12 protein-coding genes are annotated in these 16,584 nt (G+C 36.3%); 1 reads left to right on the forward strand and 11 read right to left on the reverse strand.

The features are described 5' to 3' along the window. Positions 1 to 112: 112 nt before the first annotated feature. Positions 113 to 997 (forward strand): metallophosphoesterase family protein, encoded by an 885-nt coding sequence (locus tag ACFIKX_RS03510; RefSeq protein ID WP_375628204.1) that lies wholly within the window; start codon positions 113 to 115, stop codon positions 995 to 997. A gap of 1,374 nt (positions 998 to 2,371) precedes the next feature. Here the strand turns inward: ACFIKX_RS03510 and ACFIKX_RS03515 are convergent. The 11 genes from ACFIKX_RS03515 to ACFIKX_RS03565 form a co-directional block, all read right to left on the reverse strand. Next, positions 2,372 to 3,196 carry an outer membrane protein gene (locus ACFIKX_RS03515; RefSeq protein ID WP_375628205.1) on the reverse strand — a complete coding sequence of 275 codons (825 nt, stop codon included), beginning with the start codon at positions 3,194 to 3,196 and terminating at the stop codon, positions 2,372 to 2,374. A 452-nt stretch (positions 3,197 to 3,648) separates the two neighbouring features. After that, the gene (locus tag ACFIKX_RS03520) at positions 3,649 to 6,594 is read right to left on the reverse strand and encodes a bifunctional [glutamine synthetase] adenylyltransferase/[glutamine synthetase]-adenylyl-L-tyrosine phosphorylase (RefSeq protein WP_375628207.1); all 2,946 of its coding nucleotides are present in this window, start codon (positions 6,592 to 6,594) and stop codon (positions 3,649 to 3,651) included. A gap of 70 nt (positions 6,595 to 6,664) precedes the next feature. Further along, entirely contained in the window at positions 6,665 to 8,047 is a 1,383-nt protein-coding gene (locus ACFIKX_RS03525) for an ATP-binding protein (RefSeq protein WP_375628208.1), read from the reverse strand. Then, positions 8,044 to 8,730: a response regulator transcription factor gene (locus ACFIKX_RS03530; protein ID WP_273791552.1), complete on the reverse strand. Its 687-nt coding sequence runs from the start codon at positions 8,728 to 8,730 to the stop codon at positions 8,044 to 8,046. The genes ACFIKX_RS03525 and ACFIKX_RS03530 overlap by 4 nt, the downstream gene beginning before the upstream one ends. Before the next feature lie 72 nt (positions 8,731 to 8,802). After that, positions 8,803 to 10,314 carry a Do family serine endopeptidase gene (locus tag ACFIKX_RS03535; protein WP_375611163.1) on the reverse strand — a complete coding sequence of 504 codons (1,512 nt, stop codon included), beginning with the start codon at positions 10,312 to 10,314 and terminating at the stop codon, positions 8,803 to 8,805. 218 nt (positions 10,315 to 10,532) lie between these two features. Beyond that, a complete protein-coding gene (locus tag ACFIKX_RS03540) occupies positions 10,533 to 10,943 on the reverse strand; it encodes a cytochrome c-type biogenesis protein CcmH (protein ID WP_375628209.1) in 411 nt (136 codons plus the stop codon). Position 10,944: 1 nt separating this feature from the next. Continuing rightward, the gene (locus ACFIKX_RS03545) at positions 10,945 to 12,924 is read right to left on the reverse strand and encodes a heme lyase CcmF/NrfE family subunit (protein ID WP_375628211.1); all 1,980 of its coding nucleotides are present in this window, start codon (positions 12,922 to 12,924) and stop codon (positions 10,945 to 10,947) included. Positions 12,925 to 12,931: 7 nt separating this feature from the next. Then, positions 12,932 to 13,411, reverse strand: coding sequence for a cytochrome c maturation protein CcmE (gene ccmE / locus ACFIKX_RS03550; protein ID WP_375611160.1), 480 nt, complete (start codon positions 13,409 to 13,411; stop codon positions 12,932 to 12,934). 77 nt (positions 13,412 to 13,488) lie between these two features. Further along, positions 13,489 to 14,259 (reverse strand): tetratricopeptide repeat protein, encoded by a 771-nt coding sequence (locus ACFIKX_RS03555; protein WP_375628212.1) that lies wholly within the window; start codon positions 14,257 to 14,259, stop codon positions 13,489 to 13,491. A gap of 234 nt (positions 14,260 to 14,493) precedes the next feature. After that, complete coding sequence (locus ACFIKX_RS03560) at positions 14,494 to 15,912, reverse strand: ATP-binding protein (protein ID WP_375628213.1); 1,419 nt, start codon at positions 15,910 to 15,912, stop codon at positions 14,494 to 14,496. Beyond that, complete coding sequence (locus ACFIKX_RS03565; RefSeq protein ID WP_375628225.1) at positions 15,912 to 16,577, reverse strand: response regulator transcription factor; 666 nt, start codon at positions 16,575 to 16,577, stop codon at positions 15,912 to 15,914. Before ACFIKX_RS03565 ends, ACFIKX_RS03560 begins: the two co-directional genes overlap by 1 nt. Between the last annotated feature and the right edge of the window lie 7 nt (positions 16,578 to 16,584).

Below are 16,584 nucleotides of genomic sequence, written 5' to 3' on the forward strand. Positions count from 1 at the left end.
TGAGACATTCTTTTTTGCAAGCTAATTTTCATTTTACAATCTTTCTTGCCTTTAAGCACTAACTTATCTTATGTTTATTCTTTAAATCGTTTTTAATACTTTACGAGCTTTTATGTTTTATCTTGCCCATATATCGGATGTACATCTTTCCCCTCTCCCGCAACCTTCCCTTTTTGAACTTTCTGGGAAACGTCTTACCGGCTATCTGAACTGGCAAAAAAAACGTAAGAGTCAGATGGCAACAGATGTCCTAGAAACTTTAATAGATGCCTTGAACAAAACAAAACCTGATCACCTTGTGATCTCTGGTGATCTTGTAAATCTTGCTCTCGATAAAGAATTTGTACAAGCTCATCGTTGGCTACTTAACCTAGGAAAACCTCAAGATATTTCTTTGACATTTGGAAATCACGATGCCTATGTCCGCGGCGCTTTACAAAAAGCATGCACTCTCTTTAAACCTTGGATTACAGGTGACATCCCTCAAAAAAGTGCCTTTCCTTATATGCGCATTCGCAAAGATGTTGCCATCATAGCAGCTTCTTCAGCCATTGCGACATTGCCTTTTCAAGCTTCTGGCTATTTTGGTAAAATGCAAGCGCAAACTTTACCGCTCTTTTTAAAGGAAGCAGCACAGCGCAACCTTTTTCGTGTCGTCATGATTCACCACCCCCCCTTTCCAAAGGCAACGTCTTGGCATAAAAAACTACGGGATATAAAACGTTTTCTAGACGTTATCAAATACCACGGTTGTGAGCTTATTCTTCACGGACATACTCATTTACCCACATTGAATTACATTGAAGGACCAATTAAAAAAATTCCTATTGTTGGTGTTCCTTCCGCATCACAAGCTTTTGGTGATAAAAAACCGCCCGCAGGCTTTAATTTATTTTCCATTGAACGCTTACAAAATCAATGGCATTGCCAATTAAAACGTTATAGCATTATCAACCCCAAAAACGAGATTGCATGTACTGAAACAATTAATCTTTAAACACCTTCATAGTTGCCCAAACAACCAAAAATAAAAATATTTTTATTTCATATCCCTTTGGAAATCATAATTCTTATTTCCCTTTTTCTCCTTAAAAGATAAAGTTTTACCTTCTCTGTCAATAGATCAATTTTTCTCAGACAGTTCCATCTGCTGCCCCACTTATGTGACTAGCTTTTTACAAACTTATCGGTTTTCTTCCTTCCCGCTCTAAAGGACGAAAATTCTACCACATCTGATTTATAAATAATTCGGATTCTTGTCTCACGGGTTCCAGCTGCTAATTGCGCATGTGATTTACTTCACAAAGCTCTACACATAAACCCTGCTTTGAATTTCATCATCCACTCCTCCAAAAGCATCTAATGCGTAAAATTCTTATATTATTACAATGATGATATTTTATAGAATAATAGAGAAGCTCATTCAGCTTCTATACCTGAAAATCAATGGCTAAAAAAGCCAAATAATAACTAAAGTATATAATTTAAATAACCCAACCTACTTGTGATTCATAAACAAATGATGTTGATTGATTTATCGTAAATAGATTTGAAATGATCCATTACTATTTCACTCAAAATTTATTATGGTACATTAAAAATTAGGAAAAATAATAGATTATATTTCGATAACAGACATAGGTAATAATGTTTTTTATGTCTCAATAAATTCCTAATTTTCTCTCTATTTTTTCCTATAAATCACTTTATAATACTCTTTATAATTATTTTATTATTGAGTTATATTGCGGATGTAATTTTACGTTCTTTAGAATTTTTTGCGAGCTTTTTGTTATTAAATAAAATGTTTTACGATACCGCAAAACAGAAACGTTGATTGTATGAAAGATCTTTCAAATAAAATAAAATGCCATTAGCTTGCCAATTCACATGTTGGTTTAAAAAAGCATCTTTTAAAGCACCCAAACCCATTTCCCGACGGTACCTATGAATGATGTAATGTTAAGTCCATTTAGCAACACCATCTTCACGTTTATGGAAAAGCAAGCTAGTATCAAAATCTCACACTTTGCCACCCCTAATGTAGCGACAGCCTTTAGCACTTAAGATGGTTCATAAGAAGCATTTTTATTCTTTCTTTAATGTTTTTATCTCACGACGCCTCCTCTTTTTGACGTGCAAAAGACATAGTTTTGATTGGTTCAATATGGTATAGGTTTAAAATGAGAAAATCTTATGACACTTGGGTCTCTCACTCAACATGACAAAACGTAATTTATGTTTACAAATCAAACTATTGTTCTAATAAAATAATAGCTCTTTTGAGTAAAGGATATTTACTAGAACATATCTGAAAAATAAAAGCCTCATTCGAAAATGAGACTTTTGAAGTGTTTAATTATGCAAAAAATTAAAATTTATAAGCTACACCCACGCGGAAATCATTTGTTTTGTAGCCCATTTCAAATTTATCCTGTATGAACTTCTTTTTGCCAAAATCTGAATAACGATATTCTGCACGCACAATAACATTATCAGTCATTGCAAAATCAATACCACCTCCAAGGGTATAACCAATCATGGTCTTTTTTTCATCATGCAACCAATCAGAAAAATCAACTTCTCCATTTTTGCTATCAGTAACTAACCCAAAAATATTCTGAAGCTGCGTATAAGCAATCCCTCCGGAAATATAAGGCATCATACGCTCAATCGCAAAACCAACTCTCACCCGTGTAGCACCAGCCCATTTTTGTTTTAAAGTATGACGTACAGCTTTAATACGCCTTGTTGAATCATTCTCCTGCAAATCTCTTGTTAGACTTGTTTCTTCTATAGGTTTTGGTGTTTCTTCAGTTGGACTTTTTTTCGGTAGATTGACATCTTTAGAATCCTTTTTACCAGACCACATAATATCTGTATCAATACCTATAATAAAACTATTATCGATATCAATATTGGAACCCGCATAAACTCCCCCGATAAAACCAGAAAGTTTAGGTAAATTCTCCTTTCCAATTGGATTCCATATCCCTGTCTCATGTTTTAAATAACTTGCAGTTGTTTTACCTGAAAAGTTACCAATCTGTCCTCCAAGATAAAATCCTGTCCAAGACAAAGCAGGCGCTGGAATAACAGGAACAGGTTGTTCAGGAATAACGATATCCGACGCCTGTACTACAGAAATTAAAATTAAAGAAAATAGAGATGTTGAGGCTAAATACTTTGTAATCATAATTGCTCCCCTAAAAGCTAATGTGATACATAAATAATGGTAAATCGTTTCACAATTTTTTGAAAAAATCTATAGCAAAAATGACACAGTTAAAAAATTAAAATTAGTTTTAAATAAAGCTTAAATATTATTTATAATTTCCAGAAACTATTAATCTATAGCAGCTTTTATAGCTTCATATTGATCATCATTATATTCAATAATATAAATAATTATAATGTCAATTTTTTGAAAAAATGAGATAACGCTCATAAAAAATATGATTCACTAAATTAATCACTCATCGTTTTTTGTATAAAGAATGATACCTAGAATGGAGAATTTTTTCATCACACTTGAAAAACCAGTAGAGAACTTCACTCTAACCATCTCAAGCGTCTATGAAATGAAAGACAAAAAATTAATATATAAAAATGGAATTAATAATTTTTATTTATTCTTATAGAATTATTTTAATGTTTCATGATTTTTGTAAAAACTGAACAGACCAATTGCCCAGTTTCTGCAATTAATTTTTCAACACGAAGCAAATCAGGTTCCCCAACACTATTCAACAAAAGGTCACTTAATCCAGGTGGCATATCATTGGGATCAAGAGAATCATTTAAGCAAAGCCGTATAATTTGACTCAAATTTGTATAAAGACGATGGGCATAATGTAAATCAGCAATACATGACTGATTAAGAAAACTATTTGGTAAGTGATCTAAAATATCCGCTGTCGTCGCTCCAATTTGAAACTCAATGACATGTGTAATAAGAGAAAATTGAGCAATAAACTCCAAATCCATAATGCCACCAGACATCGTTTTTAAATCCCATTGATTTTTTGGCGGCTTTTCTTTTGCAATCAAGGCACGCATTTCACATACTTCTTTTGCAACTTCCTTCTTATCACGAGAAATAGCAATAATTGCACACACTTCATTTTCTAGCTTTTGTAAAAAATCAGGGTCTCCTGCAATGCCTCGAGCTCTTGTTAAAGCAAGATATTCCCATATCCATGCTTCTTGGCGATAATACTTTTTAAAAAATGGAAAAGAAACAGCAATAGGTCCTTTATTGCCTAATGGCCGTAACCTTAAATCAACGGCATAAAGAATACCTTGGCTTGTAAGAGTGGATAAAGCAGAAACGAGGCGCTGTGCTAAACGCGTATAATATTGAGAGATATAAAGAGGCTTTTCTCCATCAGATATTTCTGCATCATTATCGTGTTCATAAAGCAAAACGAGGTCAACATCGGAATCTGCTGTTAATTCGCGACTTCCAAGCTTCCCCATACCCAATATGCCAACACGCCCCCCTTTAATACGACCATGAAGACGAGAAAATTCCTCTTGAACGGTAGCAAATGTTTTTGTAATCATAAGATCAGCAAGCGCAGTAAAAGCAAAACCCGCTTTTTCTCCTGTAATTGTACCGTTTAAAATTCGAATACCAATCAAAAAGCGTTGTTCATCTGCAAAAATCCTTAAATGGTCAAGAATTTCCTCATAAGAAAGAACATTTTCAAGAAAATATTCAAGCCGTTTTTCTAAGTACGTTTTGGTCGGTAATTCTGAAAGAATATTCGGATCTAACATTCCATCAAAAACATGGGACCTGCGTGCAATAATTTCTGCAAGACGTGGAGCAGCCCCCATAATAAGGACAAGCATATCCAAAAGAGAAGGATTAGACTGCAAAAGACTAAAAAGCTGAATTCCTGAAGGTAAGCCCTGTAAAAAACCATCAAAACGCAACATCGCCTCATCAGCTCGTTTTGTCCCACCAAAAGCTTTCAAAAGAGCTGGTGTTAATTCCGTTAATCTCTCGCGTGCTTCGGCTGATTGCGTTGCTTTATAACGACCAAAATGGAGCGTGCGCATAATACGACAAATATCACTTGCTCTTTCAAAACCTAAACGGCTTAACGTTATTAATGTCTCTGGATCATCTTCTTCACCTGTAAAAACTAAATTACCAATTTCTAAACCAAGCTCTTGCTCATTCTCAAACAGTGCTGCATAATGTTTTTCAACAACCTGAAGTGTTTTTAATAAATCACGGATAAAACTGTTACTGTCTTGATAACCCATTAAATAGGCAACACTCATGAATTGAGCAGTATCATTTGGAAGAAGATGTGTTTGTTCATCGAAAAGCATTTGAATACGATGTTCTACATTTCGAAGAAAAGCATAACTTTTTATAAGGCTATTTCTCGTTTTCTCACTGATCCAACCAAGCGTGTGAAGTTCTGCTAACATTGCAACTGTCTGACGTCCACGTAATTGAGGAAAACGTCCACCAGCAATGAGCTGCTGTGTCTGAACAAAAAACTCAATCTCACGAATACCACCACGACCTAACTTTATATTATGCCCATAAGCTGCAATTTGACCATAATTTTTATGCGCATGAATTTGACGTTTGATCGAATGAATATCAGCAATAGCAGCATAATCTAAATATTTCCGCCACACATAGGGAAAAAGCTCTTTGAGAAAGTTAAAACCTGCCCTCTTATCGCCAGCAACTGGACGTGCTTTAATCATGGCTGCTCGTTCCCAATTTTGCCCACGCCCTTCGTAATAACGCAATGCAGTCCTTACTGGTAAGGCCAAAGGGGTTGATCCTGGATCTGGACGAAGACGAAAATCAAGACGAAAAACATATCCTTCCGCAGTGCGTTCTTGAATGATACGGATTAATCGGCGTACCATTTTAGAAAATACGTCAACACTTTCAGAAAGATTACCAATATGAGGTGATGTTTCATCAATGAAAACAATAAGATCAATATCAGAAGAATAATTAAGTTCCCCTGCTCCTAACTTTCCCATCCCTAAAATAATTAAACCACAGTCTTTTTCTGGATTCTCACGGCTTAATAAATTGATCTTACCATGATCATGCGCTTCTCTTAATAGAAAACGTAGTGCTACACTTAATGCTGCTTCGCCCAAACGTGTCAACCAAGCACATGAAACTTCGTAAGTAAAAACACCACCCAAATCAGCTAAAGCAATAAGAACATGCGCTTCTCGTTTTTTGCGCCTTAAAGCAGCCATCAATGAAGTTTCATTTATAGCTTCATCCTTATCAATAGCTGTAATATCATCTATAATTTCGCTCAGCCTTGTTTCTATATCAACATTTAATAAAGCACTAAGATATGATGTGTTGGCAATTAAAACCTCACGCAAAAAAGGAGATAAGGTCATAACCGAACTGATAAAATCAATCTGCGTTCCACTCTCTGAAATGATGGAAACAATCGCTTCTAAACCTTCTTTCCTTGCTTGTTCTTCCATGTCTTTTAACCATTGGGAACCACTTTTATCGAGAGGACATAAAGGGAGAAGCTGTGTTTTTAAAAAAGCTTGTTTCGTCTGTGCTCCCTTGAAAAGCATTTTGCTTTCCTTTCTATTGCTTTATACTTTTAAAATAGTTGTTACGTATGAAAAGTGAAGAAAAATATCTTTAAGGAAATAACAAAACAGCTCTAAGCCCTGGATTTGCATTTTCAAGTAACAATTCACCCCCATGAAGCTTCATAACCGCTTTTGCTATACTTAAACCAATCCCAAACCCAGGTTGTGTGCGGCTTTCTTCAAGACGAACAAATCGTTCTGTCACTTTTTCACGTTTATCCTCTGCTATTCCTGGTCCATTATCGCTCACAACAACTAATAAATGTGCATCACGATATTCCATTGATAAGCAAACCTTCGCTTGCCTTCCACCTTTAGGCGCATATTTAATTGCATTATCTATAAGATTAAAAATTGATTGTGCAACAAGCTCACGATTCAATTTTAGCTCTTTATCAAATATATCTCCCAACTGAAGTAAAACACCTGACTCTTCAGCAAAAGGTTCGTAAAGCTCAACAGCATCCTCAATAATCAGTTTCATATTCATCATTTCAAGATGTTCAATTGCACTGCTGGCCTCAATACGTGAAATCATTAAAATCGCATTGAACGTACAAATAAGTTGATCTGATTCTGCAATAACCCTATCAAGGACCTGACGATATTCAAGCTTTGTCTTATTTCCTGAAAGCGCTTCTTCAGCGCGATTTCTAAGACGCGTTAACGGCGTTTTCAGATCATGAGCAATATTATCTGATACTTGACGTAAACCAATATTTAACTCTTCAATGCGGTCTAACATAACATTAAGATTGGTTGACAATCGATCAAACTCATCCCCTACTCCAGAAACAGGTAAACGCCCACTGAAATCACCATCCATCAAGCGCTGTGATGCAGCCGTTACATGATCAATCCTTTGTAAAGCTCTCCTGCCAACAAAAAACCATATGAGTAAAGCGCCTCCAACCATTGCAGCAAGTGCAATGATCACAGCTTTGCGAATAACAACAGCAAAACGTTCTGGCTCATCCAAATCACGTCCTATAAGAATCTTCATAGCATTAGGTAAATCAACAATAACCGCCAAAGCGCGATGTTCACTTGTTTTGCCATGTTCTCCAAAACGGGAATACAAAAAAGAGGTAGAAATAAAACCACTCTGATTCAAAAGACCTAATTCAATACGTGCTACATTTCCTGCTAAAATACGCCCCATAGAATCTGTAACAAGATAAAGAAATGCTCCTGGTTGTCTTGAACGATAATCAATAGTGCGCATTAATAAGGATAATCCCCCATAATTATAAGCATTTTCAATATACTTTAATTCTTCATGTAAAGCCTGTTCAGTTTGCTCTGTTAACAATGAAGCAGAAAATGCCGTCATATAAATAGAAAGTCCTGTTGCCACCAATCCAAACAATAAAATGTAAAGTGCTGAAAGCCTTAGCGCCGTCGTGCGCATTATATTAATCAAACGATTCATGCTTTGTTATCTGGTACTTTCAGCATATATCCAGCTCCACGCACTGTATGGAGAAGGGGAACATCAAAATCTTTTTCAATTTTGGCTCTCAAACGAGAGATATGGACATCAATGACATTCGTTTGTGGATCAAAATGGTAATTCCAAACGTTTTCCAAAAGCATAGTGCGTGTAACAACCTGCCCCGCATAACGCATCAAATATTCAAGTAAACGAAACTCTCGTGGTTGCAATAGAATGTTTCTATCACCTCGTTTTACCGTATGTGCTAACCGATCAAGCTCAAGATTACCTACACAGTAAACAGTTTCTGCTTCTTTAGGATTTTTCCGTCGTTGTAAAACTTCAACACGCGCAAGAAGTTCAGAAAAAGCATAAGGCTTTGTCAAATAATCATCTCCCCCTGCACGCAGCCCCGTTACACGATCATTAACTTGCCCTAAAGCAGACAGAATAAGAACCGGTGTTTCATTGCCTTTAGCGCGTAATTCAGCAATAATAGAAAGACCATCACGATGCAAAAGCATTCGGTCAACAACCATAACATCATAATTTTCCGTGGTTGCTAAAGCATATCCCGTATCTCCATCATAAGCAACATCAACAGAATGCCCTACTTCCAAAAATGCTTTTTCGAGATAATGCCCCGTCTCATGATCATCTTCAATAACGAGTATCTTCATAAAACGTATCTCCATTATTTTATTATGTTGTAGGACAAATGTTTAATAAATATTTGTCCTACAACTAAAGCTTTATTTTTTGAAAATTGGAAGAGCAACAAAACGATTCTGATCATTTGTTCGCACTTGTAAGAGTATAGCCTTTCGTCCTAACTGCTGAGCATTTTTGATTGTGTTAATAATATCAGAGACTCGTTTAACTGGTTTATTATTTACTGTCACAATGATATCACCAGGGCGTATCCCTTTATCTGCAGCATCTGAATCGGTATCGACATCCGTTACGACAACCCCTACACCATCATCAGAAGGCATAACAATCAAACCATAATCTTCCAATGTTTCATCTAAATCACTCTGTCCATTTGAATATTTTGAAGTCTCTTTCTTACTTTCATCTTCAGACATTGAAGCGAGTTTAACCTTTATACTCTCCTCCTTACCTGATCTCCAAATCCCTATGGTTACCATTTCTCCTGGTTTAATATTTGCAATACGTTTCGCCAGCTCACGCGCATCAGCAACTTTTTCATTATTCACTGAAATAATTACATCACCCGCTTTAATACCAGCCTTTTCTGCCGGTCCTTTTAACGGATCAGTAACCAAAGCACCTTTGGCTTCTTTCAATCCTATTGAATCGGAAATCTCCTTTGTTACCGGCTGAATCTGAACACCTAACCAACCACGTTGAACTGAACCTTTTTCAATAAGTTGTTGTACAACCTGTTTTACAGTCGCTGCTGGAATAGCAAAAGCAATCCCAACATTTCCTCCAGAAGGAGAAAAAATTGCTGTATTAACCCCAACAACCTTTCCATTAAGATCAAACGTTGGACCACCAGAGTTTCCTCTATTAACAGCAGCATCAATCTGAATAAAATCATCGTACACACCAGTGCCAATATCACGTCCACGTGCAGAAACAATACCTGCTGTCACAGTTCCACCAAGACCAAATGGATTCCCAATGGCAACAACCCAATCCCCAACACGAAGCTTTGAATCATCACCAAAATCAACATAAGAAAATTTTCTTTTATCATTCACTTTTAATACGGCAAGGTCGGTTTTGGGGTCTTTCCCAATGAGCTTTGCGTTCAATTCTGTACCATCATCAAGAACAACAGTATAACTTGTTCCGTCAGAAATCACATGATCATTGGTCACAATGTAACCATCAGACGAAATAAAAAAACCCGATCCAAAAGCAACAGGACGGAGTCTCTGCGATTGGTGCGGAAATTTATTTTTAGGTTTATCAAAATCATAAAACTCTTTAAAAAATCTTTTTAAAGGATGCTGATCTGGTAATTGATCAAGTCCTGGACCACTAAAAAAGTTGCTAAAGAACCTATCTTCTTTCTTTTTATTGCTCTTTACTTGTACTGCTACAACGGCTGGTTTCACTTGAGCAACAATATCGGCAAATCCCTGTTGTTGCATTAACGAAGTAAATACAGAACTTGCATGAGCCTTTGTCATCCACAAGCTTGATGTACATCCACTAAAAAACAGTGCACTTTCCAATATCGCAGAAAAACTCACTGCGACAAATGTTTTAAAGAAAGCCTTTTTAACCATTTATTCTATGCTCCTATTCAATCATACCTTTATTTCAATTCCGATCACTTATAAAATACCAGACCTTACCGTTTTCTGTCTAAATTATTAAAGTTTTGTAAGGTTTCAGTATTCCCTAATATAATTACAATAAGATTGTCTGCTCATTGCAGATGATCTGATTTTTTTCTTTTATGTAACATTTTTTTTAATGCAATGACATTTTTGACTGTTCTTTTTCATTCACATAACTCATGATTATTTCGTTTGAAGTGGAAAAATATGATACTTACGCCAATGATAATAATGATCAAAGGCGAGAACCATAAAAACCAAGTTATCTTATTCAATGGTGGTTTCAAGAGAATAAATTCACCATATCGCTCAACAAGAAAGTCAGTGACTTGCTGATTACTATAGCCCATTTTTAGCCTTTCCCGAATTAAAAGCCGTAAATCACGTGCTAAAGCAGAATCTGAATCATCAATTGATTGATTTTGACAAACAGGACAACGTAAATGCGATGAAATATGGCGTGCTCGCGCTTCAAGAATCTTATTCTTTAAAATCTCATCCGGCTCTACTGCTATTGCTAATCGAAAAGGAAACGTTGCAATTAAAAAAAATACAATCCAAAGAATTTTTTTCATCTCAATGTCTTTTCCAAAAATTTAAAGCAAGCACTACCCTATTGTACATGCCAATGCGAAACCAATACCCCAAAAGAGAAAGACATCCCCCCATAGCCATCATGAATGCCCCTAACCAAATACATATTACATAAGGCTTCCACCATACGTGCACAACGAGACCCCGATTATCAATATGTCCCGGTACAATATATAGCTGTGATAAGCCATGATTTTTAAGACCAACTTCTGTTATTGATGTATTTTGGCTTGAATAAAATCGCTTTGAGGCTGTTACATGACCTACAATGTTTTTATTTTCATATATTTTAAAATAAAACTCCATTGTCGAATAATTCGAACCAACACCATCATACACTGCATCAAAATGAAGCGTTTTATCCGCTATCGTCACCCTATCCCCTTCGTTCATGATTAAAATACGTTCTTGCCCAAAACTTGCTACGCAAACAATACCAAATAATGTAACGCCTAATCCCATATGTGCTATTGCTGCACCAAAAGTAGACCATGGCAATCCAAGAAATCTCTTAACGCGTACTGAAAAAGCTCTCTTGCCATATCCACTCTTTCCCCATAGATCCGCTAAACTGCCTAAAAAAACAAACGCTGAAAGCCCAATCCCTAAAACTGCAAAAATATCACGCACAGATGTCGCATAGAATATTATAAAACAGACGATACCAACCAATACAAAAACAAACCACAAGCGTTCAAAAACTGCAAGAAAATCACCGCGTTTCCATGCCATCATTGTCCCAAATGGAACAAACAACAACAGCAAAACCATTAGCGGTCCACAGGTAAGATTAAAAAAAGCAGCCCCTACAGAAATTTTTTGCCCTGTTAATATCTCAATAAAATAAGGATAAAGCGTACCAATCAATACTGTTGCTGTTATTGTTGTCAGTAACAAGTTATTTAAAACAATAAACCCTTCACGTGAAATTGGTTGAAAAAATCTTTCTGTTTTTAAAATAGGGGTACGCAAAGCAAAAAGAAGAAAAGCAGCTCCCGTAAAAAAAAATAAAAGAGCAAGAATTGCTTGCCCGCGTGCTGGATCAACAGCAAAACTATGAACAGAAACTAAAAGCCCAGAACGCACAAGAAAAGTTCCCATCAGAGAAAGGGAAAAAGTAAGCAGCGCTAAAAACAGAGTCCAACTTTTCAATATTTCTCGTTTTTCGAGAACAAGAGCAGAATGTAAAAGAGCCGTTCCTGAAAGCCACGGCATAAACGAAACATTTTCAACAGGATCCCAAAACCAATACCCCCCCCATCCTAGCTCATAATAAGCCCAATAAGAGCCAACCATAATACCCAATGTCAAAAAACACCAAGCAAGTAAAAGCCACGGACGAATCCCACGCGCCCAAATTCTATCAACATGTCCCATAATCAATGCCGCAACGGCAAAAGAAAAACAAAGTGAAAAACCGACATAACCTAAATAAAGTAGCGGTGGATGAATTGCTAATGCGATATCTTGTAAAAGAGGATTGAGACCATTTCCCTGCAATGCTGGTGGATTTACGCGTAAAAATGGATTGGATACAAAAAGAATAAATAAAAGAAAAGCAGTTGTAATCCAACTTTGGCAAATTAAAACAAGCGTCTTAAAATCTTCTGGCAAATGTTGGCTAAAAAAAGCCATCAATGCGCTAAAAAAAGCAAGACTTAAAACCCATAACAACATAGAGCCTTCGTGGTTGCCCCAAACACCTGTAATTTTATAGAGCATCGGTTTTTCTGAATGAGAATTCTCAACAACGTTCAAAACAGAAAAATCAGATACGACATAAGCATAAATTATCACTAAAAAAGATAAAAGCAGTAATGTAAAAGTGATATATGTTAGAGGAACAACTGTTTGCATTAACAAACGCTCTCTCCACCAAAAACCTAAAGCAGGTAAAAATGCCCCTAATAAGCTTACTGAAAATGCTGCAGCTAAAAAAATATGACCCAGTTCGACAAGCACAATCGAATTATTTCTCCATAATGTAATGTTTTTTCAAACGATCAGCTGTTTCTTTAGGCATATAAGTTTCATCATGTTTTGCTAAAATACGCATCCCTATAAAAAAGCCCTGTTTATCGAAATGCCCTTCTACGATCACCCCCTGACCTTCACGAAAAAGATCCGGTAAGGCACCATTGAAAACTACTTTTTCATGTTTTTTGTTATCCGTTACAAAAAAAACAACGCCTCTCTCTCCAACATATTGAACAGTTCCCTTTTCAACAAAGCCACCCAAACGCAAAGGGCGCTCCGTTAAAATATCTTCTCTTGTAATTTCAGAGGGCATTCTAAAAAAACTGACCGCATGACGCATTGCATACACTATGAGACTTGCTGCAATTGTCATAACCAAACAACATAATAATATGATCAGTAAGCGCTTTTTTTTTCGCTGCTCTAAAATAACCTTCCATGAGGCAGAATTCTTTAAAGATTGACTGTTCATAGACACTCTGCGAAAAAATTTTAAATATGTTATAATTAAGTATCAATATTTTATTTTTTAAGAGCTTTGCACATCTTCTACATAGGTGCAAGATTTCTTTTCTTTGTATACTCACTCGATAAATCACGTAACTGAATCATCATTTTTTTAACACGTGATTGTCCTGAAAAATTTTCAGGCATTGTATCAAGAAAGCTTTGTAAAAATTGTACTGCCTGCGCAGTTTTTCCTGCTTGATGCAATGCATCGGCCAACAATAAACGTGGATAAAAATCTGTTGGCGCTAAATCTGCTGCTTTTTGAAAAGCATTTTGCGCTTCTTGCGTTATCACTCCCCCTTCATAACCAACCAATGCTAAACCGTATCCTACAAGCCTTGGAGCTGTTTCTCCATTCAAACGAAGTGCATCTAAATAAGTATTCACTGCTTCTTGAAAAAGGCTTTCTTCGAGATACCCTACCGCTAACGCATCTGCTAGCTTGCCATCATGAGGTGCACGGAAAAAAAGCACTTGTAAACGAATAAGCTTTTCTTGCTTACTAAGAGTTTGAGGATTTTTATCCATTAATTCGCTAAAAAAATAACTTTTCACTTCTGGATTGCCTGTCAGCCCATAAATATTCCATGTCATAAGGAGAACAAACAAGATACTTAAAGCCTTAAGAATATTTCTTTTTTTATAATGCATGTAAAGCTTGTTAAACTCAATCATACGCTTATGGCTTCTGTAACCATCCATGGTTTGAACTTTCCATTCTTTTTTTATCTCATCGTCAAACCGTAGTGAAAGAAAAAGAACACTTGCCAGAAAAATCAGAAAAAATGCTGCAAAAATTAATAAGAGCATATCGTTTTTTTCCAATACGAATAGAGAATAACTCACTTACATTTTATCCTCTTCATGAGAAAAATGATGTGAATTAATAAAAATTCATTTTTTCATGGAGAATATTATAAAATCTATTATATACATCAATTAAACAAAGAAACTAAAAACAATGTTTCCCTACTCTTTGATGTATTATCTGAAAATACTGCTTTACAAACTTTATAGACATTTCTTGCTTAAGGAGAAAATATGTTATTCTCCCATCTTAGGTAATAAAACTTTTGCATACAATCCACCCAAATCAGAACGTGATAAAAAGAGATTGCCACCATATTCACTGACCATATCTGAAACAATTGCTAACCCTAAGCCTGACCCTAGTTTACTTTCATTAAACCGCCGCCCTCTTTTTAATGCTTCATCAATTTTGTCTTCTGTTAAACCAGGACCATCATCTTCTACAAAGATACTAAAATATTCTGTTTCTTCAGCATTTTCTTCTAAACAACAAGAGATCAAAACCTTTGCGCGAGACCACTGAGTAGCATTTTCAATCAAATTTCCTATAATTTCTTCTAAATCTTCCTTCTCTCCAGAAAAAACAATATCATCAATATCCATAATAAATTGAATTTGTTTTTCAGGATTAAGCTTTTTCATAACCCGCACCAAGCGTTCAAGCACACTGCGAACAGACGTATGATAGACAACACTATCGCATTGTGCTGCAATCCGCGCACGCTGAAGATAATGATTGATTTGAGCTTGCATTATTTGCGTTTGCTCTCTCAACAAACTAGCCTTTTCTCCGCGCATCTTATCTGTCTCATTCATAATCACGGATAGAGGCGTCTTCAATGAATGCGCGAGATTACCAACCTGTGTGCGAAATCGCTCGATAATACGCTGATTATTATTAATGAGAGCATTCATCTCTTGTACAAGCGGCATCACTTCGCTTACTAAATCCGTATTCACATAATGAACTCTTCCTTCGCGAATATCATTCAATGCACGTCGAATAAGCTTCAACGGTTGAAAACTAAAGAAAATAATAGCAATATTAATAAGAACACTCCCGATACCGAAACTCCAAAGAAAAATTTGCAAAGTTCGCTTAAATTCCTTTACCTGGGCATGAGCTTCATCGATATTCCCAACAAGCCGAAAACGTGCAATATGATTTTTATTATCAAGAACAACATCACTCTCAATCACTTGTAGCTTTTGACCATTGTTCCCCGTTATCCGATAAGAGCGAAAGAATTTATTGTCAAAAGGTATATCAACATCACTTGGTGTAAATATCTCGCCTGTTCCCAATGAGGGAGATGTCAATCTTCCTTTTAAATTATGGGATATCGCAACAACTTCCCAATACCATCCTGTTGTTGGATCAGAATAACGAATATCATCAATCCCAGCCCCTCCTATCAAAGTACCTTCCGATGACACCGTCACTGTTGCAATAAGACTGTAGAGTTGAGCAGAAAGGATACGCTCTAGGCTTTGTTCAGTCGAACGCTTATAAAATAAAATACTTACTGCAGAAATCGATAAAAGAGAAATAACAACCCATAATGTTGATAAGATCATAACACGTAAACTGAGAGATCGAGTAATTACAAAAAAGAACCTCCTATACCAATTATTCTCTTCAAAAACATTCATTAATCACCTCGCGTTCTCACGCGATATCCCATTCCTCGAATAGTTTCAATCAAATCCACTCCAAGCTTTTTCCGTAACCGACCTACAAAGACTTCCACTGTATTCGAGTCCTTATCAAAATCCTGATCATAAAGATGTTCAGTAAGCTCTGTTCTTGAAATGACCCTGTCACAATGATGCATGAGATACGAAAGCAGTCTGAATTCATAAGATGTTAGTTTAATCAATTGACCATCCACAAAAACACGAGACGTCTTTGTATCCAACAAAACATTTCCGCAACATAATGCACTTGTCGCATGTCCCGTAGTGCGACGAATTAATGCTCGCAAGCGCGCCATCACTTCCTCCAAATGAAATGGCTTCACAACATAATCGTCAGCTCCAGCATCAATACCTTGCACCTTATCAGACCAACGGTCTCGCGCCGTTAGCATTAAAACAGGCATGGAGAGCCCTTCTTGACGCCACTTTTCAACAACACTAATACCATCAATCTGCGGTAAACCTATATCAAGTATCACCGCGTCGTAAGACTCTGTGCTCCCTAAAAAATAAGCCTCTTCACCATCGAAAGCACTATCGGAAACATATCCTGCACGTCTTACAGCTTCTGCTAATTGATGGTGAAGATTCCGATCATCTTCAACAATTAAGATACGCATCACAACA

It is taken from the genome of Bartonella sp. CM86QHHN (assembly GCF_042194695.1).
GTDB lineage: Bacteria > Pseudomonadota > Alphaproteobacteria > Rhizobiales > Rhizobiaceae > Bartonella.

What these genes read in the sequence shown, in the direction of transcription:
- ACFIKX_RS03510 (WP_375628204.1), top strand. Translation starts at nt 113, where the DNA reads ATGTTTTATCTTGCCCATATATCGGATGTACATCTTTCCCCTCTCCCG.
- ACFIKX_RS03515 (WP_375628205.1), bottom strand. Translation starts at nt 3,196, where the DNA reads ATGATTACAAAGTATTTAGCCTCAACATCTCTATTTTCTTTAATTTTA.
- ACFIKX_RS03520 (WP_375628207.1), bottom strand. Translation starts at nt 6,594, where the DNA reads ATGCTTTTCAAGGGAGCACAGACGAAACAAGCTTTTTTAAAAACACAG.
- ACFIKX_RS03525 (WP_375628208.1), bottom strand. Translation starts at nt 8,047, where the DNA reads ATGAATCGTTTGATTAATATAATGCGCACGACGGCGCTAAGGCTTTCA.
- ACFIKX_RS03530 (WP_273791552.1), bottom strand. Translation starts at nt 8,730, where the DNA reads ATGAAGATACTCGTTATTGAAGATGATCATGAGACGGGGCATTATCTC.
- ACFIKX_RS03535 (WP_375611163.1), bottom strand. Translation starts at nt 10,314, where the DNA reads ATGGTTAAAAAGGCTTTCTTTAAAACATTTGTCGCAGTGAGTTTTTCT.
- ACFIKX_RS03540 (WP_375628209.1), bottom strand. Translation starts at nt 10,943, where the DNA reads ATGAAAAAAATTCTTTGGATTGTATTTTTTTTAATTGCAACGTTTCCT.
- ccmE (WP_375611160.1), bottom strand. Translation starts at nt 13,411, where the DNA reads ATGAACAGTCAATCTTTAAAGAATTCTGCCTCATGGAAGGTTATTTTA.
- ACFIKX_RS03555 (WP_375628212.1), bottom strand. Translation starts at nt 14,259, where the DNA reads ATGCTCTTATTAATTTTTGCAGCATTTTTTCTGATTTTTCTGGCAAGT.
- ACFIKX_RS03560 (WP_375628213.1), bottom strand. Translation starts at nt 15,912, where the DNA reads ATGAATGTTTTTGAAGAGAATAATTGGTATAGGAGGTTCTTTTTTGTA.
- ACFIKX_RS03565 (WP_375628225.1), bottom strand. Translation starts at nt 16,577, where the DNA reads ATGCGTATCTTAATTGTTGAAGATGATCGGAATCTTCACCATCAATTA.